Genomic DNA, 18,690 nt, shown 5'->3' with positions numbered 1-18,690 from the left:
CATCAGAAAACCCATCAATTAACGGTATTTCTCAACCAAGAGAATACCGTTAACAAATCATCTTTCGATTAATTGATCCGAAATTGCTTTTCTCAGCATGAGTTAGATTAATTGAGTAAGATGAGCGATCGCCACAGCAGAATTCGATATAATCACCTCAATAACTTTGATACATCCAATATATTGTGATTGCTATCTATCCCGGCAGCTTTGACCCCATTACCTTAGGCCACCTCGATATTATTCAGCGTGGTAGTCGGCTGTTTGACCAAGTAGTTGTGGCTGTACTGCGAAATCCCCATAAAGCACCACTATTTACTGTGCAGCAACGGCTAGTACAAATTCGGATAGCTACGCAACATTTGTCGAATGTCGAAGCAGATAGTTTTGATGGACTAACCGTCAATTATGCCCAACAGCGCCAAGCACAAGTGTTATTAAGGGGTTTACGGGCGATTTCTGACTTTGAAGTAGAACTACAGATGGCCCACACGAATAAAACTCTGTCTACTCAAATTGAAACAGTTTTTCTTGCCACATCAAATGAGTATAGTTTTTTAAGTAGTAGTGTGGTAAAAGAGATCGCAAGATTCGGTGGTTCTGTCGATCATCTTGTTCCCCCCCACATTGCTTTAGATATATCCAAATGCTACAACCACAACTATCCAACAGCGAACCTAGCCACAACGGCAGTTATCCCCCCCCTCCAGACTATTCCAATGGAGTCGCCAACGGGGACAATTCCCGAACCGGAAGTGTAGATATTCAGCAAGAACTCAACCGCCTAGAAGACTTGATTCTCTCTGGTTGGCGAGTTCCCCTGACAGGACGCACACTCATAGACGAAGAAAAACTGTTTGAACAGCTTGATTTTATTCGAGTTTCTTTGCCATCGGTGTTTCAGGAAGCAGCAGCGATTCTGCAACACAAGCAAGAAGTTATGTTAGAAGCCGAAGAATATGGACAGCAGATTGTAGAAGCAGCCCAAGCCAAAAGAGCGCAAATTTTGGCAGAAAGCGATATTCTCAGACAAGCAGAACGGGAAGCGGAACAGCTACGGCGACAAACTCAGCAAGAATGTGAGGACATGATGCAAGAAACCCTTGCCGAAATTGACAGCAAACGACAAGCTTGTATGGAAGAATTGGAACAAATGCGTCAAATTGCGATCGCTCAAGCTCAAGAAATTGAAGATGGTGCTGATCAATACGCTGATCATGTCTTGGAAAATATTGAGCAAGACCTCAAAGATATGTTAAGAATTATTACCAACGGGCGGCAACAATTACGCCAAGAAACTCAATCACAAGGTTATTCAACTTCTAAAAAGAAATAAGCATAGATACCTGCTCTATTGTAAAATTTTTTCTAACCCTATCTAACTGGGGTTAAAATCGCGGGCTATTTCCAGTGCATTACCATACCTTACTATCAGGAGCAGTTTGTCTGCTATTTAGGACTTACACAAAATTATGGAAAAACGAACCGCAAAGGACACAAAGTTAAGAAGGTTTTAGAGAGTTCTTGCGTAAGTCCTATTATTAAATATAGTTTTTACTCCATCGCTTTAATCTGCTGATTCGCGGCATTTTCCGCCCTTAGCATTGCCTGTTTTAATGATTGTTGACCTAACAAGGCACTGACAAACTGATTATCAAAGTTGTTTACTATTGCTGCGGGATATTTACCTACTTGCCACGGTGTCGCATAATTAACTCCTGCAACTAATGGCGATCGCAGGGGGTTTTGATCGTAACCTAGAATCTGTGCTACTGATTTGCGTGTTGGTAAGGCAAATCCTGTTTCTGCCCACTTCTGCATTCCAGCTTTGCCTGTGAGATAGGCAATCAACTCCCAGGCTGCGGCTTTATGTTGTGATTGTTTACTCATCACATAGGCTACAGTGAATACCATTGTGCCTTTTTTATGATTAATTGTAGGCACTTCTGCTGTAGCAAATTCTAGTTGAGGAAAGGTTTCCTTCAAGTAAGGAATTGCCCAGTTACCATCAATCACCATTGCTACTTTTGCTTGACCAAACATTTCGCTAACTGAGTTTGTGCCAACATCATATTTTTGGGCAGAGGATTTGTCTTGGCGATATTGGTCTATGACTAATTGCAATCCTTTTAAACTGGCTTCACTAGCAAAAGTTGCATAACCATTCTCATCAATAATTTGCCCATTAAAAGCTTTAATTTTGTATACATGTCGTGCTAATTCAGGAGTTTCCCCAAAACCATATTTGTTGAGTTTGCCTGTTAATTTTTGAGAGTAACTGCGTAGCTCTGACCAAGTAGTTGGAGGATGATTTAAACCTGCGAATGTAAAAGCTTTTTTGTTATAAAAGAGAGCTAATGTAGAATAATCTTTAGGAAGTCCATAAATATGGTTTTGGTATTTAAAACTATCAAGTAAAGTCAGTTCAAAATCTTCTAAGTCAAATTTCGGTTTAATGTAGGCATCTAGAGGTTGCAAAACATTTTGACTCATCAAAAAAGGAGCCTCTAAAGCATCAAGATAAAATACATCGGGAGCCGCTTCTCCGACCAAGCGGGTTTTGATTATGTCCATATATTGGTCAGAAATGACCTCATATTTGACTTTGATATCTGGATGCTGTGTTTCAAAGTCTTGCAGAACTTGTTTTAGTAACTTTTGCTCAACCGGAGAACCTGCCCAACCACTGAGTTTAATGGTTACTGCGTTTGATTTTGGTAGTGGTAGACTGTGACAACTAATTACAGCGATCGCGATCGCCATTACCACACCCAAAAATCGCCACAAGCTGATTCTTTTCACAGATGGATGACAGTATCTTTCACTTTACTTATATCGTCTGTAGCCCAGGATAGATGTTTAACTAATTTGAATTTTTATTGAGAATTAACAAGATAAAATATCTAAAAATTATCACCAAAGCTGATTAGGAAGCTTCCCTTCCTCAATCTGTAACTAAAACCGCGCTGAAGTGTATTACTTCCAATCATAAACTATGGATTCTGTTCAGATTGAAACAGCGGCTTCTCTGAGTCTGGAAATTCCCCAGATTGTGACAACGTCTACAACACCTGCTCCTGCGCCAAAACCTAGTTTCCGCATTCCTAAGGATGCTATTCGGACTAGTTTACGAGCTTCCACTGCGGATGCTGTTTTAGCAACAGGTTTTTCTATAACTACTAGCGGTATTCTACTCAGTAATTTTTTGGTGGAATTAGACGCAAGCCCAGTAGTATTTGGGTTGTTGTGTTCTATACCCATGCTGGTGAATTTAATTCAGCCTTTGGGTGCTTATTTCTCAGAACGCACTACCAGCCGTTTTCGGTATTCTGTGGGGATATATGGAACGGCTCGCCTACTGTGGCTGATGTTAGCGATCGCTATTGCTATCTTTAGTTGGGAAGGGATGAGTTCCCAGCAGTTGATTTGGTTGACGTTGTTGATTGTCTTAGCCAGCCATCTTTTAGGGGGCTTGGGTAGCGCATCGTGGCTGAGTTGGTTGGCGATGATTGTTCCCCGGCGATTGCGTGGCAGATATTTTGGCATTCGCAATAGTGCGGTTAGCTTGATGAATTTGATTTGTATGCCTTTAGCCGGTCTAGGTGTATCTCATTGGTATGGTGGGACTATACAAGGTTATGGGGTAGTGCTACTAGTGGGGATTGTGTTTGGAATTGTCAGTATTGGCTGTCAATACTTTAAAGTAGACATCAATCCCCAATTGCAAAATTCCTTGGGTTCTACGTCTACAAAACCCAACTCAAGAGATGAATTAGTTCATTCACCTACTATCCCAAATCATTCTGCTAACAGTATTTGGAAAAATTATAACTTTTTAATATTTTTGATTTATATCAGCCTATGGATGTTTGCTGTTCATTTAAGCGCTCCCTTTTTTAACCTCTATATGCTAGATACCTTGGGTATAGATGTGAGTTGGGTAACAGTTTATGGCAGTTTGCAAGCAGGAGCAAATTTGTTAATGCTAATTTGGTGGGGCAAATTGGCAGACAGGGTAGGTAATCTTCCCATCCTCATTTTTGTAGGGATTATGGTGGGATTGACACCAATTTTTTGGTTGGGGATAAATGCTAATCAGCTTGATATTTGGCTGTGGTTACCACTTTTACATATTTTAGCTGGTGTGACTTGGGCAGCGATTGACTTGTGTAATAACAATTTGCAATTAGCGATCGCACCAATTAAAAATCAGTCAATATATTTTGCGATCGCTGCGGCTGTAGCTGGTGGTAGCGGTGCTTTAGGCACAACTATCGGTAGTTTTATCGCTCAATTTTCCATTTGGGGCGGCTTACTCGGATTATTCGCCTTCTCTGGCTTGTTGCGCCTAGCTGCACTTGTACCACTATTTTTTGTGCAAGAACCAGGAAAGTGAGGAAGAGGAAACGGGGCAGGGTGCAGGGAGTAGAGGAGAGCAAATTTCCCCTTGCTCCCCTGCTCCCCTGCTCCCTTGCCTGTCTTACTCAACTGCTGTAGAACTTAAAGTCATTGTCTCCCACAGCATCACATGAGGGGCGGTTATGACTGGCTGGTGTAAAGAAATTAACTGAGCTAAGGTGTTCTTTAACTGGGTACGAGGTACGATATCGTCCACAAAGCCGTGCTTAAGCAAATCTTCAGCTGTCTGAAAATCTTCTGGCAGTTTTTCGCGCAGGGTTTGTTCAATCACGCGCCGACCAGCAAAACCGATGGTTGCTTTAGGTTCTGCTAAGATAATATCGCCTAACATAGCGAAGCTGGCAGTTACGCCGCCTGTAGTCGGGTTAGTCAATACGGGTACATATAATAACTTGGCTTCACGATGGCGGTCTAAAGCTGCGGAGATTTTCGCCATCTGCATCAGGGAGAGCATACCCTCTTGCATTCTCGCCCCACCGGAGGTGCAGATAATTACTACAGGGTAGCGTCGCCCAGTGGCTTTTTCAATTAAGCGGGTGAGTTTTTCCCCAACGACGGAACCCATGCTACCGCCCATAAAGCGGAAATCCATCACTCCCAACGCCACGGGCATTCCGTTGAGTTGTCCCAGACCAGTTTTCACTGCATCTATAAGACCGAGTTTGGTTTCCATTTCCCGCAAGCGATCGCTGTAAGGTTTGCGATCGCGGAATTGTAAGGGGTCAGTTGGGCGCAAATGCTCATCTATGGGTTGCCAAGTATTATTATCTATCAATTGGCGGATGCGTTCATCGCTGTCTACGCGATTATGATGTCCGCATTCAACGCAGACCATTTGATTAGCTCTCAAATCTTTTGTATAGGTTAAAACACCACACTTAGAACACTTGTGCCACAGCCCATCAGCAATTTCCCGTTCTTGACGTTCTGGGTTGGTAGAACCTGATTTTCGTCGATTTGCAAACCAATCAAACAGAGACTTTAAACCGCGTGATTCTTCGTTGTTTGCCATTTTTATCTTATTCAAGTGGGTATGGGTCGAAAACAGGACAAGCCGTGTTGGTTTGTCCTTAGTCATTTATCATTCGTCCTTTGTCTTTGCCAATGACTCTTGACCAATGACTACATAGCCAAATTACGTTTATAAGCAATTCAGACCTTAATTTGCATCTTTGGTTGCCAGCTTAACGAAAATGCTTATACCAATACAAGTCTCTTGCCGATCTGATTTGATCGGCGTATTAGCCAAGTCAAGTCCGTTGGCATACCAACTCCCCGAAAAAGATACTTTTACCCAACCCTAGCGGCGATTGTTTGCCCCCATATTTAGTAAGTCATTTTGCTAGTTTCTGAGCAGTTAGCATCTGGCATTAGTCTTACCAATGGGCATTTTTCGTTAAGAGGGTAATACAAGTCACAGCTGATATTATCAAAAGGTTAAGCGGCAATGGGGTAATGACAGTTACAGTCACCAAGAATTGTGAGTGCTTATCGTAGACTAAGCCCAATTGTATAGCAGTGGGCAAACTCACACGAACGCCTGCTCAAGTTATGCTAGGGTTTGCGATCGCTCAAATTGGCATGGTCAACTTAACCCTCCGAGAATCAGGCATGGATCACATCACATGCTATTCTTAATTTGTTTTGCTTAAACCATATTCGGAAGATTAACCAAACGGAGTGTAGATATCTAGTGAGTGTGATCTATAATCTGGGATTTGACACAGCCTATTCTTCTGAAATTGGATGTAGTAAAGCAGTCGTACTACATTGTTAATCCAGAAATAAAGTTCATATTTTTTTCTCACCATAAAATTAATAAATTGTGATAATTTTGTTTATGTTAATAAATAGACTCAATAACAATTAGCGTTTGTTAAAATAAAAATGGATAATTGAACTTTTATGCTAGACAATATACTTGAGAAAATATTGATTGTTTCAAATTGAAAAATCAAGCTTTTCAACCTTAAAACTAGTATCAAATAAAAACAAGGAATCGCACATGAAATTTGGAATTGATATCGGGCATAATTCTCCGCCAGATACTGGAGCTAGAGGTATAAGAGTTGAAGATATTTTAACAGTAGAAGTAGGCAACAAAGTTATAGAAAAATTAAAAACATTGGGGCATGAGGTCATACCATGTAGACCAGATCGCCCTAGTTCTTCTGTAAGAGATTCACTTTCACAAAGAGTGAATAAAGCTAATGCTAATCGAGTGGAACTCTTTGTCTCAATACATTTTAACGCCTTTAATGGTCAAGCCAACGGTACAGAAGTATTTGCTGGTAGTGAGACAAGTAGAAGAATGGCAAAACCTGTATTAGATGAAATTGTCAAATTAGGCTTTTTTAATCGAGGTGTTAAGAGTGGTTCTCACTTATTTGTGATCAGAAATACTAATATGCCTGCGATTCTGGTTGAATGTTGCTTCCTAGATTCCCAAAAAGATATGAATCTTTTTAACTCTGAAGCGATGGCTAGTGCAATTGTCAAAGGCTTAACTGGTAAAGTACCTACTACTCAAGTTCCGCCAGTTCCAGATGAAGAACAGAATGTTGATACCACAACTCTTAGATTGCAGAAAGCTTTAAATCGGTTAAAAATCACCGATAAAAATGGTAAGCCTTTAGTTGAAGATAATGCTTTAGGAGCAATAACTAGTTCTGCTGTCGAAAACTTTCAAAAAATTGTGGGGATTGCAATATCTGGAGTTGCCAATACAGCTACATGGAATGCCATCAATTTGATTTTGGCAAAACGTATTATTAGACCAAATCACGCTGGTGGTACAGTTGTAAGATATTTGCAATACCGTGTGGGTGTAGAAGCTGATGGGATTTATGGCCCCCAAACAGAAACAGCAATCAAAAGATTTCAACAGCAAAATGGTTTAGTTGCTGATGGGATTGTTGGGCCAAATTCTTGGCAGAAGTTGATTGGCTAGTTCTTAGTAGTGTAAACAGGCAAAAGAGAATTTCTTCTGCCTGTTTACATTAGCCACGATTCTTTTCTAGTAGCAGCATCATAACTAAACTTAACAAAATCTGCTGCTCTTCGCGATCGCTAATTTTATCAACGGCTTTGATGGTAAATTTCCTAGACAAGAAAGTAGGAATTTTCTCCAAACGCATCACCACTGTACCATCAGCCCGACTCACCAAATAGATAGGATTAAATACATAACCAGTAAGCATACCCAAAATGGGGATTTCTGCAAATAGAGCATCTGCAATTTTCACCCAAGGGTTTTTCTCTTGGATAGTTAAATAAGTACTCTCACCATCAAAGATATCATAACGCGCTCGCCAAAGAGATTTTAAACCCCGACGTTTAACTGCACCGATATTTATACTGTTTGTGTCGGTAAATTCATAGCGAGCCGAGAAGTCAATAATGCGATCAGCTTTGATGTAGTATGAGGGTGTAGTTTGTTCAGCATCAGCAAAGATTGTAATTGCTTCTTTGAGTTTAAAAAGTTTCTGCTTGACGTAGAAAACCAAATTACCCTGAGCATTAATAATAGAAATTTGTGGCGCTAATGCCCAGAATTTGAAGGTAAGTTCCAGAGGATACTGCATAATTAACTAAAACCACAAAGTTTATTGCCTTATTAATCCCAAAGCAGTTAAACAATAAGCGGTTTTGTAAAAAATATATACAAATTGACACATTACTTTAGTTAATCAGTGATTTTGATCGTTGAGTAAGGTTCATGTAGCGATCGCCATAATCTAGATTCTTGTATTATATATAATACAAGAACTGATAAATATGCTGGCATTATGAGTCAATATAGCTTTCAACGTTCATTTGCTGATGAATATGGTGTAAGTGAGAAGTTATTTGAATTATTAGAAATTGTGTTTCCAGGCATCAGCAATGGAGCAGTACAAATTAAGCAATTAGGTGTAGCTTGGGAAGATGCTTCAACACCGTTTATCTATTTTCATAACAACATAGCTATTACTCATGTCGGAGTATTGAAAATTCCCATGCAAATCATGAATGATACTATGACTGTGGGAGGAATTCATGCAGTAGCAACTCATCCAGAATTTCGGAGACGCGGCTATTATCGTGAAGTCATGGAAGAGGTATTAACATACTGCGACCAATTATATAAAACTCTTGTATTAACGACATCAAACCCAGAATTTTACACCCCTTTTGGCTTTCGCATTATCCCAGAATACATATTTAAAACCAAGTGTAAAGCCCAAGTTGGTAGCAATGGCTTTCGCGTTTTAAATATTGCTGATCACCAGGATGTAGAATTATTGCATAGATTATTAGAAAGGCGATCGCCTGTTTCTCATATCCTTGGAGTTGTTAACGAAAAACCTTTATTTTGCTTCAATGAAGGCAGTAGAATTTTATATTATGCAGCAGATTTAGATTTAATTTGCTGTATGAACATAGAAAATAATCAACTGCATCTTTTTGACGTAGTTGCAACGCAAATATATCCGTTAACAGAAATTCTGGCTCGAATCCCCCAATTAATTGCCGAAGTTTTCATTTACTTTAGTCCAGAAATGCTGGATTTAGAAGATATCCAAGCTGTTCCCTACCAACTAGAAGATGGAGTGCTGATGGTGCGTGGTGAATTTGCAGCAGAAGGGCAGAAGTTCATGCTGCCGCGTTCTGCACGCTGTTAATAAAGGCAAGATGGCAATGAAGCAAGCAAGCAAGAATAATTTAACAAGTGGAAAGCAAATCTACTTTCGCGGTTACATCTACAATGTTTTGTGGGTGTCTGAGAGTAGAGTCAAAATTGTATTGCCAGGACATCATCCTAACTCGTGGGTGTCACCTTATCCGGCAGGCATGTACACCATCCCCGCATCTTGGGAGTTGCCAATAACCCACCCTGAATTATACATAACGAACTAATACATTACAAATTTGATTATGGAACAACAACCGATACAAGTAATTGGAGGTGGATTAGCTGGTACAGAAGCCGCATGGCAAATCGCCCAGGCGGGAGTACCTGTAATTTTTCATGAGATGCGTCCTAAGCGTTTTAGCCCTGCCCATCATACAGAACATTTAGCAGAGTTAGTATGTAGTAATTCCTTTGGGGCAATGGCCAGCGATCGCGCGACTGGATTACTGCACGAAGAACTGCGACAATTAAGTTCTGTTGTCATATCTAAAGCCGATGAACACGCGGTTCCGGCTGGTGGGGCGTTGGCAGTAGATAGAGGCCAATTTAGCCAAGACTTGACGGAAGCTTTATCTAACCATCCTTTAGTGGAATTTCGGCGTGGTGAGGTAAACGCCATCCCTGAAGGAATTGTAGTATTGGCAACTGGGCCGTTAACTAGTCCCGACTTAGCAGAAGACTTGCGCCGCTTCACCGGGATGGAATACATGAGCTTTTTTGATGCGGCGAGTCCAATTGTTGTGGGAGACTCGATTAACCGTGATATTGCCTTTATGGCATCGCGCTACGACAAAGGTGAAGCCGCCTATCTCAACTGTCCGATGAATAAGGAGCAGTATTTGCGGTTTTGGACAGAACTTTGCCAAGCTGAACAAACAGAACTCAAAGACTTTGAACGAGAAACGGCGAAATTTTTTGAAGCTTGTTTACCCATTGAAGAACAAGCGCAACGGGGAGAAGATACCATGCGCTACGGCCCCTTAAAGCCAGTGGGATTGTCTGATAGTCGTACGGGGGAGCGTCCCTACGCTGTGGTGCAGTTGCGACAAGAAGATAAAGCCGGTCAACTTTGGAATATGGTAGGCTTTCAAACTAACCTGCGTTGGGGTGAACAAAAGCGCATCTTCCAACTCATCCCCGGTTTAGAAAAAGCAGAATTTGTGCGTCTGGGAGTCATGCACCGCAACACCTTTATCAACGCGCCTCAACTCATGCAGCCGACTTTACAATTTAAGCAACGTCCCACCTTATTAGCCGCTGGACAGTTAATTGGGACGGAAGGCTACACCGCCGCCGCCGCCGGTGGTTGGCTGGCGGGAACTAATGCAGCACGGCTGGCTTTGGGTAAAGAACCATTGATTTTACCAGCCACAACAATGCTAGGGGCGCTATTAGAATTTATTAGTTCGGCTTCGCCCAAACATTTCCAACCAATGCCGCCCAATTTTGGGATTTTGCCAGATTTAGGTGTAAAAATTAAGAGTAAACAGGAGCGTTACGGACGTTACCGCGATCGCTCTCTGGCTGACTTAGCAAACTGGAAATCCCTAATTAGTGCCAATTTTTAATGTTTTGGCAAGGACTAGGTGGGCAACGCCCACCCTAGGTTTTCAATTAACCTTCCAATACCTCAGATGTCTTTTTTTGATCCAATTTGAACATCAACACGCCCAAAGGTGGTAGACATAAATCCAGGGAATAAGGACGATTGTGCATTGACCAATCATCTGTCCACTTACCGCCTAAGTTACCCATGTTGCTGCCGCCATACTGACGAGCATCGCTGTTGAACAACTCGGTATAAAATCCTTTTTCTGGGACACCGATGCGATAGTGGGAATGGGGTTGGGGTGTGAAGTTACAAATCACTATGATGAAATTGCCAGAATCCTTATCTCGGCGGAGGAAGGAAACAACACTATGACGGTTGTCGCTACAATCAATCCACTCAAACCCTTCTCTGGCAAAATCTAAGGTGTATAAACATGGTTCAGAGCGGTAAAGTTGGTTGAGTTCTTGGAAGAACTTTTTCAATTGTTGGTGTGGTTCATGCTGTAATAATTGCCACTCCAAATCCGCCCAAACATTCCACTCACTCCATTGCCCAAATTCCATGCTCATAAACATGGTTTTCTTGCCTGGGTGAGCAAACATGTAGGTAAATAAACAGCGCACATTGGCCATTTTCTGCCATCTATCGCCGGGCATTTTACCAATGATGTTGCTCTTACCATGCACAACTTCGTCGTGAGACAAAGCCAGCATGAAGTTTTCGCTGTGGTTGTACCACATGCTGAAGGTAATATTATTTTGATGGAACTGACGGAACCAAGGATCCATGCTGAAGTAATCCAACATGTCGTGCATCCAGCCCATGTTCCATTTCAAGTTAAAACCCAAACCACCTGTGTAGGTAGGCCAAGAAACCATCGGCCAAGAAGTTGACTCTTCTGCAATGGAAAGTACACCAGGAAAATAACTAAAAATTAGGTGATTTACTTGACGTAAGAAATCTGCCGCTTCTAAGTTTTCTCTACCACCGTATTGGTTAGTTAACCATTCACCTTCTTTACGGCAATAGTCAAGATACAGCATGGAAGCTACAGCATCTACACGAATGCCATCTATGTGGTATCTGTCAAACCAGAAGAGGGCATTTGAGGCTAAAAAATTCCTGACTTCGTTGCGATTGTAGTTAAATACCAGCGTTCCCCATTCTTTATGTTCACCTTTGCGGGGGTCTGCATGTTCATACAAGTGAGTGCCATCAAAGAAAGCTAAACCATGCCCATCTTTAGGGAAATGGCCAGGAACCCAATCAACAATTACACCGATATCATTTTGGTGACATTGGTCAACAAAATACATGAAATCTTCGGCGCTACCAAAACGAGAGGTGGGTGCATAGTAGCCAGTGACTTGATAACCCCAAGACCCATCAAAGGGATGCTCGGCAATTGGTAACAATTCTACGTGGGTGTATCCTAAATCTTTAACATAGGGAATGAGTCGGTCTGCCAATTCCCGATAAGTTAGAAAGCGTGCATCCGGTTTAAGTTCAGAAACAATAACTACAGGCTCAGTTTCACCATTAGGTAATTTAGGAGGTTCAGCACTGGAGGCATGTAACCAAGAACCTAGGTGTACTTCGTAAACGGAGACGGGTTGGGTAAGGGGGTCTGTGTGACGACGCTTGTCCATCCAGTCTTCGTCATTCCACTGATAGGAACTTAAATTAGTAACGATGGATGCTGTTTTGGGGCGGGGTTCTTGTTGAAAAGCGAAGGGGTCAGATTTTTCGTAAATGTGTCCTTCAAAATTTTTGATTTCATATTTGTAATGTTCCCCCACTCCAACTTCAGGAATGAATAATTCCCAAACACCTGTAGGGCCTTTACGCATCTGATGTTTGCGCCCGTCCCAAAGGTTAAAATCTCCCAAAATCGAAACGTTACGGGCGTTGGGGGCCCAAACAGCAAAATAAACACCCTTCACACCGTCGATTTCTGTGGGGTGCGCTCCTAGTTTTTCGTAAATTCTATGATGGTTGCCTTCTGCAAACAAATGTAAATCAAATTCTGTCAGATGGGGAGAACGGAAAGCATAAGGGTCATAGGTGACTCGTTCATGTTCTCCTTCTTTAATCCGTAACTGATAGTTGGCTAGTTCTGGGGTTTCAATCGTACATTCAAAAAAATGGGGATGATGTACGGCTTGCATTGGGTATTCTTTTCGTTCTTCGGGAACGATTACCCAGGCTGCACTTGCATTTGGCAGATAGGCACGCACAGCCCACACCTTTTTACCATTTTGTTCTATGGCATGAGAACCAAGTATTTCAAACGGATCATCATGCTGATTCCAAACTATGCGGTCAACCTGTTCCTGAGCGATCGTGGCTATGGACATGAAGCTACCTATGTTGAATAAAGTGATTAACTAAACTGACTTTTGTAATATCTATATATATTCTTTACATTTATTTGCAATTTATCGCCACCGTTATAGTACATCAGATGGGGACGAGGGCGATATGAAGTATGAAGTGTGAAGTATGAAGCTTTATTCTCTTGCCTTCTGACTAAATGCCTAGGAATGGGAAAAACTGGAGCAGGGCTTTACGGATGCGTAACAGAAAGACGGTTTGCCGCAGTTTAGTGTTTAATTCTGGTGGTGGAGCAATTTGCAGTTGTGCTTGTAGTTCTGCGTACTCGGCAGCGCTGACAGGTTTGCCATCAATGGGCGATCGCGCATCTATAATTATTTCTGTCCGCAATATCTCCTCTGGTATGTCTTCTGGTGGTGGTAAGGCCATGACGGCAGATCCCCAATGGCTAATTAACCACACACCAATAGTCGTAGTAATACTTAAAATTCCAAACATTATTCGCTTTGCCGATTTTCCTTTCCCCATCTCACCACCCTAAAGTTAAAATTAAGCAGGTAAATAAAAGAAATACTAATCAAATCTTGCCATCTAATTTCGATTTCTTCTCTTTTTTGTGTTGAAATATTGGTCATCCGGCTTTTAAGGCTCACAAAACAGTGCAGAGATGAACCAAAAACTTATCTGTCTAAATTATTGATTGACAATATCAGGCTACAAATTCAAATGGACACTTGCTTGCGGTATAATCCGACATTACAAGTGTCCTAATATAACAACTGTCTTACCCTGACAGATATCTGAAGTTTGCTTGAGTGTGGTATCTACTCTCTTAAGAATACGAAGGTTCTCTCTTGTTACTCATTAACTCAAGCAATTGTAGTGAAGCTCAATACCAAACGCTTGCTTAAAACTGAATCTAATACCAAAAACTAGTACAGCTTGGCGGAAATAAGCAGACTATTTGAAATGGGTAAAAAGCTTGCGGTATCAGTACTCTTTCTTTTTACTTTTGCCTTTTTACTTTTGCCTTATTGTACTAGGGTGTTGTAGTTGGACTTGCAGTGGGTGAAGTAGTAACAGCTGGTGTAGTAGTGGTGGGTGTAGATCCAGTATCTGAGGGTTCGCCTGTAGCAGCTGGTGAAGTTGTAGGACTGGTTGTATTAGTACCACCTTCACATGCTCCCAGAACTGCTGCCAAACTTAACATTACAGCTAATCCAAAGATTTTTGTTTTCATAACTCCTCTTTCACCAATCGTGGCAATCAAAAGTTCGTGCCTTTTGAATACGATAACCTATTTATTGCTAAATTTTTAAAGACCTATCCATAACATATTTAAAAACACTACCTAGGGCTGATTATTATTGATTGAGTTATTCTGTTTCAGACTTTACCATGCCAAAGATGATCAGGCGATCGCGCTGACTTGCTGCTTTTTGTCTTGTATTGCCAGACTGAGATGCACTATTTAAAATATCAAGTTATCCAAGAGTTAATCACTAATTGTAACTATTGCAATACTCAAGTGAGACAAATATTGATCTAGCTACCTAAAAAACTTCTAACAAGGTCTAAAGTTTGAGCTATGCTCATGAAAATCGCAAAAAAGGCAATTCTAACCTGAGCAAAATTAAATAAACAGACTAAAATACAGTATTTCCTATCCAAGAAAATTTATGGCTGCTGCTCGTAAATCAGCTGTGTCTGCACCCAGTACATGGTTCTGGCAAAATTCCAACTCAACCGTGAGGAGGCGGCGCTCCGCAAGTCGAAGTGCATCTACACTTCCAGATCAATTTTCAGTGGTATCGCCTAAACGTCAGCGACGTTCTGCAAGCAACAGGTTACAAGAATTAGCTCAACCAAAAGTTTCTCAGAGCCGAAATCAATCCAAGAAGGCTAAGTCAGGTTCTTTGAATTTGCCTATTGTGCCTACTGCTGAAGCTTTACCTCATTGGTTGCTGCGATTGTACACTGTTCATCGTTATTCCTCTATTGTGACATTTCTGTTAGTTGCAATGGCTCTCGTAGTTTATGGTTGGACAGTCTATTCCCAAGAAATGTGGAATCAAGATTTCCGCCGCTTGCAAAACCTGCAACGCAATGAGCGACAATTAACAACAACCAACGCCATGCTAAAAAACAAAATGGCTGAAGAAGCAGAACAACCAAGTGCGGGATTGGTATCACCTGCGCCCGATAAGACGATTTTCTTACCTTCAGCATCTAATCCCCCCAGTTCTACGCCATCTGGCACAACACCATTATCTCCAACACGACAGCCAACTTCCTCACCATTGGGATATTAAGGGCAATAGTCATTTAGTCATTTTCAAAAGACAAATGACAAATCACAAAGGACGCAGCCGATGCAGAAGTCATCAAGTAGATTAAAATTCCGAAATTCCAGGAATCCAGCAGTTACAAAGCGACAGAGGGTTTCCCGACAAAGGTTTATGGGAACAGTAACCCCCAACGCTCAAGAAACCATCCAAAGTAGCAAAATTCGGCTCTTGATAGTGTGGGCTATTTTAATAGCAGCAGGATTAGGTTTAGCTGTTAACTTATATAACTTACAAATTCTTCAAGGACAAAAACTAACCCAAAAAGCTCGCAATCAGCAAATGGTGAGCTTGCGTCCTTTTATGTCTCGTCGCTTAGTAACCGATCGCAATGCCAATGTCTTGGCTATTGACCGTCCTGTGTATACTGTTTATGCCCATCCTAAGCTGTTTGATAAATCTAATGAAGAAATAGCCGAAAAGTTAGCACCAATCATCGATAAAAATGCGGCTGATTTAGTCAAATCTTTTCAAAGCCGCAAAAGTGGAATTATGATTATTCCGGCGCTACCAGAAGAAATTGCCGATCGCGTGATTGCATTGCGCTTAAATGGCTTAGAATTAAATCCAAAATACTCCCGATTATATCCGCAATCAGATGCGACATCCGATGTAGTTGGCTATGTCGATCTTGAGCGTCGTGGTCAAGCAGGTGTGGAATACAGTCAAGATAAACTGCTAGAACGTTCTGTGCAGAAGGTGCGGTTAATGCAAACTGCCAAGGGCGAATTAAAGCCAGATAATGCTCCTGAAGGTTTTCTCCATGCTGATGACTTACGACTACAACTAACTATTGATACCCGTCTACAACGCGCTGCTCGTCTGGCTCTCAAAGCCCAGGTGGAAAAGTTTCAGGCTAAACGTGGAGCTGTAATTGTCATGGATGCGTTAGACGGTTCCTTACTAACGCTAGTTTCTCAGCCTACTTATAACCCGAATGAATACGGCAAAGCCAAGATTGACCTGTTTAAAAACTGGACAGTGGCTGATCTTTATGAACCAGGCTCAACGTTCAAACCATTAAATGTGGCGATCGCATTAGAAAATGGTGCAATTAAACCAGATGATACTTTTAATGACCCTGGTTTTATTAAAGTTGCTGACCGCGTAATTAAAAATGCTCAACGCAATGGTTATGGGCGGATTAATATTGCTCAGATTCTGCAAAATTCTAGCAACATTGGGATGGTGAAAATCATCCAAAAAATGCGCCCTTCGCTCTACCACACTTGGTTAGAACGTATGGGTTTAGGGCAACCCTTAGAAACAGATTTGCCTTTTGGAGTTAGCGGTTCGCTGAAAAGTCAACAAAAATTTATTTCCTCTCCAATTGAACCAGCAACTGCATCTTTTGGACAAGGTTTTTCCCTCACACCATTACAACTAGTACAACTGCACGGAGCTTTAGCCAATGGTGGAAAATTGGTTACACCCCATGTAGTCCGGGGGTTAGTTGATAGCAAAGGGAAAATACATTATTCACCAACCCTCCCTGCACCACGCCAAATTTTTTCAACTAAAACTACCCAAAAAGTTGTAGAAATGATGGAAACAGTTGTGTCTGAAGGTACTGGTAAACCTTCAAAAATTGCCGGATATCGTATTGGGGGTAAAACAGGTACAGCCCAAAAAGCTAGTCCCAACGGTGGTTATATCCCTGGTGCTAGAATCACCAGCTTTGTAGCAGTTTTGCCAGTAGAAGCTCCCCGCTATGTGATTTTGGCAATAGTTGATGAGCCGAAGGGAGAAAACGCCTATGGTTCTACTGTTGCTGCACCAATTGTCAAATCGGTGATGGAAACACTGATTCCTCTAGAACAACTTCCACCACCACAAGCAAATTCCGCAGCAGAAACACCACGCTAGTAGAAGGGAGAGAGAAACAGGGGGGAGAAGAACTAATGACTAGAGAAACTTCTGCTCCTTTCGATTTAATATTTCTTTATAACCAGGGAAAGAGGTTAAGAAAGCTACAAGTGTGGAAATTTAGATATTAGAGATGAAACCAGTTTCACTCTTTGGCAAAGCTATCTAAGATTCCATGCAAAGTAATTTAGTTACCTCATCTAACTTTGAGCAAGTAGCAAAGACTATACAACCAAAGGAAAAAACAGCTACGCAGTATGAACGTGCTGAACAGCAATTTTTAGAATTACTGGCAATAGACGATTTAGACAATCAACTACATCAGGAAGCAGCAAAAGCCAGAGAGTTTGAACAAACGCTCTCTACAGCAATTGATGCTGCTTATCAAAACGGCTATGGTGAAGATCACGCTCATCTGTTTCTTCAGCGCATACTTTATTGGATTAATCGGCTGAAGCTATTTTGGTACGACGATTTACGCCATTACACAAACGAGCGATCGCTTTATTTGAGTTGCTGCCGTAACCAAATTGAAGCTGCTTGGCAAGATTGGGAATTAGCACAAATTGATGTCCCGGCATTGCAAAAATTAAATGTCAAACAAGCACTAATTGAACGCGCTACCGCCGATTTAGATCCGCCGTTGTCATCAGAAAGTCGCTACATCCGGGAGCAAATGAGCGAAGTTGGTTATCGTCACTTATTAGCGATCGCTTCTTTTGATGGTTTAGTCGAAGGTAGTCGTCTGTCGCGGATTTTGGGTGGTGCGGCGAATGAGGTGCAGTGTACGTTAGTGCGGGTACTGCTAGAAGAATACGGCAATGGGCGTTTATCTCGCAAGCACTCGACATTTTTTGCCCAAATGTTAGCCGAGTTTGGCATGAATACTGAACCAGAAGGATACTTTGATTTAGTGCCTTGGGAAGTGTTGGCTGGCGCTAATCAAAACTTTTTAACGACGGAACGCAAACGTTATTTTCTGCGTTACAGCGGCGCATTAACTTATTTTGAAGTGGCTGGCCCGGCGGCTTACAGAAACTATTTAGCTGCGGCGCAACGACTGCAACTGTCAGAAGCAGCGATGGGTTATTGGGCACTGCACATCAAAGAAGATGAACGTCACGGTCAATGGATGTTGGATAGTGTAGCTTTGCCTTTAGCAGAACAGTATCCGCGTGATGGGTGGGAACTTGTACTAGGATACGACCAAGAGAAACTCATGAGCGATCGCGCTGCTCAAGCTGTTGTGCTTTCCATCCGTGCAGTTGAACAAGCTACTTTATAGCAAAGTGCTGAGTGCTGAGTATAAAACCAGTAACTATAAGGCTTTGAGTCATCAACACTGTCCTAAGCTCAGTGACTACGGCTATACCCCTCTTCTGTCACTTTCCGAGTATTCTGAATAAAAGGATGAAAAGAAAAAACTCTGGAAGGAAAGTAGGGCAATGGATGTAGAATTACAAATTCTTAAACATTTGGCAAGAGATCCTCATCCAACA

The 18,690-nt window shown here is 41.7% G+C and carries 15 protein-coding genes; 9 read left to right on the top strand and 6 right to left on the bottom strand.

Annotation, left to right across the window (positions count from 1 at the left end; genetic code table 11):
* The first annotated feature begins 185 nt into the window (after positions 1–185).
* Both coaD and IQ259_RS14785 read left to right on the top strand, forming a co-directional pair.
* Entirely contained in the window at positions 186–761 is a 576-nt protein-coding gene (gene coaD / locus IQ259_RS14790; protein ID WP_193886008.1) for a pantetheine-phosphate adenylyltransferase, read from the top strand.
* Positions 647–1,336, top strand: a complete 690-nt coding sequence (locus IQ259_RS14785; protein WP_193886006.1) for a DivIVA domain-containing protein — start codon at positions 647–649, stop codon at positions 1,334–1,336. The genes coaD and IQ259_RS14785 overlap by 115 nt, the downstream gene beginning before the upstream one ends.
* 218 nt (positions 1,337–1,554) lie before the next feature.
* On the opposite strand, the gene IQ259_RS14780 is transcribed toward IQ259_RS14785, so the two are convergent.
* Positions 1,555–2,763, bottom strand: coding sequence for an ABC transporter substrate-binding protein (locus IQ259_RS14780; RefSeq protein WP_193886076.1), 1,209 nt, complete (start codon positions 2,761–2,763; stop codon positions 1,555–1,557).
* 232 nt (positions 2,764–2,995) lie between these two features.
* Here IQ259_RS14780 and IQ259_RS14775 point away from each other — a divergent pair, with 232 nt between their 5' ends.
* Positions 2,996–4,396, top strand: coding sequence for an MFS transporter (locus IQ259_RS14775; protein ID WP_193886004.1), 1,401 nt, complete (start codon positions 2,996–2,998; stop codon positions 4,394–4,396).
* 84 nt (positions 4,397–4,480) lie between these two features.
* Here the strand turns inward: IQ259_RS14775 and accD are convergent, their stop codons facing one another.
* Complete coding sequence (accD, locus tag IQ259_RS14770; RefSeq protein WP_193886002.1) at positions 4,481–5,431, bottom strand: acetyl-CoA carboxylase, carboxyltransferase subunit beta; 951 nt, start codon at positions 5,429–5,431, stop codon at positions 4,481–4,483.
* A 993-nt stretch (positions 5,432–6,424) separates the two neighbouring features.
* Here accD and IQ259_RS14765 point away from each other — a divergent pair.
* A complete protein-coding gene (locus IQ259_RS14765) occupies positions 6,425–7,369 on the top strand; it encodes an N-acetylmuramoyl-L-alanine amidase (protein ID WP_193886000.1) in 945 nt (314 codons plus the stop codon).
* 49 nt (positions 7,370–7,418) lie between these two features.
* On the opposite strand, the gene IQ259_RS14760 is transcribed toward IQ259_RS14765, so the two are convergent.
* The gene (locus IQ259_RS14760; protein WP_193885998.1) at positions 7,419–8,003 is read right to left on the bottom strand and encodes a hypothetical protein; all 585 of its coding nucleotides are present in this window, start codon (positions 8,001–8,003) and stop codon (positions 7,419–7,421) included.
* Positions 8,004–8,207: 204 nt separating this feature from the next.
* On the opposite strand from IQ259_RS14760, the gene IQ259_RS14755 reads away from it, so the two are divergent.
* Together IQ259_RS14755 and trmFO are read left to right on the top strand one after the other, a co-directional pair.
* Complete coding sequence (locus IQ259_RS14755; protein ID WP_193885996.1) at positions 8,208–9,083, top strand: GNAT family N-acetyltransferase; 876 nt, start codon at positions 8,208–8,210, stop codon at positions 9,081–9,083.
* Positions 9,084–9,336: 253 nt separating this feature from the next.
* On the top strand, positions 9,337–10,662 hold the full coding sequence (gene trmFO / locus IQ259_RS14745) for an FADH(2)-oxidizing methylenetetrahydrofolate--tRNA-(uracil(54)-C(5))-methyltransferase TrmFO (RefSeq protein ID WP_193885992.1): 1,326 nt from the start codon (positions 9,337–9,339) through the stop codon (positions 10,660–10,662).
* Positions 10,663–10,708: 46 nt separating this feature from the next.
* Here the strand turns inward: trmFO and glgB are convergent, their stop codons facing one another.
* The 3 genes from glgB to IQ259_RS14730 all read right to left on the bottom strand — a co-directional run bounded on the left by glgB (position 10,709) and on the right by IQ259_RS14730 (position 14,220).
* A complete protein-coding gene (glgB, locus tag IQ259_RS14740) occupies positions 10,709–13,003 on the bottom strand; it encodes a 1,4-alpha-glucan branching enzyme (RefSeq protein ID WP_193885990.1) in 2,295 nt (764 codons plus the stop codon).
* A 172-nt stretch (positions 13,004–13,175) separates the two neighbouring features.
* A complete protein-coding gene (locus IQ259_RS14735) occupies positions 13,176–13,478 on the bottom strand; it encodes a hypothetical protein (protein ID WP_228014548.1) in 303 nt (100 codons plus the stop codon).
* 541 nt (positions 13,479–14,019) lie between these two features.
* On the bottom strand, positions 14,020–14,220 hold the full coding sequence (locus IQ259_RS14730; RefSeq protein ID WP_193885986.1) for a hypothetical protein: 201 nt from the start codon (positions 14,218–14,220) through the stop codon (positions 14,020–14,022).
* Positions 14,221–14,659: 439 nt separating this feature from the next.
* On the opposite strand from IQ259_RS14730, the gene IQ259_RS14725 reads away from it, so the two are divergent.
* From IQ259_RS14725 to IQ259_RS14715, 3 genes are all read left to right on the top strand, one after another.
* A complete protein-coding gene (locus IQ259_RS14725; protein WP_193885984.1) occupies positions 14,660–15,292 on the top strand; it encodes a hypothetical protein in 633 nt (210 codons plus the stop codon).
* 60 nt (positions 15,293–15,352) lie between these two features.
* Positions 15,353–17,191, top strand: a complete 1,839-nt coding sequence (locus tag IQ259_RS14720; protein WP_193885982.1) for a penicillin-binding protein 2 — start codon at positions 15,353–15,355, stop codon at positions 17,189–17,191.
* A 175-nt stretch (positions 17,192–17,366) separates the two neighbouring features.
* On the top strand, positions 17,367–18,476 hold the full coding sequence (locus tag IQ259_RS14715; RefSeq protein WP_193885980.1) for an iron-containing redox enzyme family protein: 1,110 nt from the start codon (positions 17,367–17,369) through the stop codon (positions 18,474–18,476).
* The last annotated feature ends 214 nt before the right edge of the window (positions 18,477–18,690 follow it).

Source organism: Fortiea sp. LEGE XX443 (assembly GCF_015206815.1).
In the GTDB taxonomy this organism is placed as follows: domain Bacteria; phylum Cyanobacteriota; class Cyanobacteriia; order Cyanobacteriales; family Nostocaceae; genus Nostoc_B.
This window is presented reverse-complemented; position numbering and strand designations above follow the sequence as displayed.

What these genes read in the sequence shown, in the direction of transcription:
- IQ259_RS14785 (WP_193886006.1), top strand. Translation starts at nt 647, where the DNA reads ATGCTACAACCACAACTATCCAACAGCGAACCTAGCCACAACGGCAGT.
- IQ259_RS14780 (WP_193886076.1), bottom strand. Translation starts at nt 2,763, where the DNA reads ATGGCGATCGCGATCGCTGTAATTAGTTGTCACAGTCTACCACTACCA.
- IQ259_RS14775 (WP_193886004.1), top strand. Translation starts at nt 2,996, where the DNA reads ATGGATTCTGTTCAGATTGAAACAGCGGCTTCTCTGAGTCTGGAAATT.
- accD (WP_193886002.1), bottom strand. Translation starts at nt 5,431, where the DNA reads ATGGCAAACAACGAAGAATCACGCGGTTTAAAGTCTCTGTTTGATTGG.
- IQ259_RS14765 (WP_193886000.1), top strand. Translation starts at nt 6,425, where the DNA reads ATGAAATTTGGAATTGATATCGGGCATAATTCTCCGCCAGATACTGGA.
- IQ259_RS14760 (WP_193885998.1), bottom strand. Translation starts at nt 8,003, where the DNA reads ATGCAGTATCCTCTGGAACTTACCTTCAAATTCTGGGCATTAGCGCCA.
- IQ259_RS14755 (WP_193885996.1), top strand. Translation starts at nt 8,208, where the DNA reads ATGAGTCAATATAGCTTTCAACGTTCATTTGCTGATGAATATGGTGTA.
- trmFO (WP_193885992.1), top strand. Translation starts at nt 9,337, where the DNA reads ATGGAACAACAACCGATACAAGTAATTGGAGGTGGATTAGCTGGTACA.
- glgB (WP_193885990.1), bottom strand. Translation starts at nt 13,003, where the DNA reads ATGTCCATAGCCACGATCGCTCAGGAACAGGTTGACCGCATAGTTTGG.
- IQ259_RS14735 (WP_228014548.1), bottom strand. Translation starts at nt 13,478, where the DNA reads ATGTTTGGAATTTTAAGTATTACTACGACTATTGGTGTGTGGTTAATT.
- IQ259_RS14730 (WP_193885986.1), bottom strand. Translation starts at nt 14,220, where the DNA reads ATGAAAACAAAAATCTTTGGATTAGCTGTAATGTTAAGTTTGGCAGCA.
- IQ259_RS14725 (WP_193885984.1), top strand. Translation starts at nt 14,660, where the DNA reads ATGGCTGCTGCTCGTAAATCAGCTGTGTCTGCACCCAGTACATGGTTC.
- IQ259_RS14720 (WP_193885982.1), top strand. Translation starts at nt 15,353, where the DNA reads ATGCAGAAGTCATCAAGTAGATTAAAATTCCGAAATTCCAGGAATCCA.
- IQ259_RS14715 (WP_193885980.1), top strand. Translation starts at nt 17,367, where the DNA reads ATGCAAAGTAATTTAGTTACCTCATCTAACTTTGAGCAAGTAGCAAAG.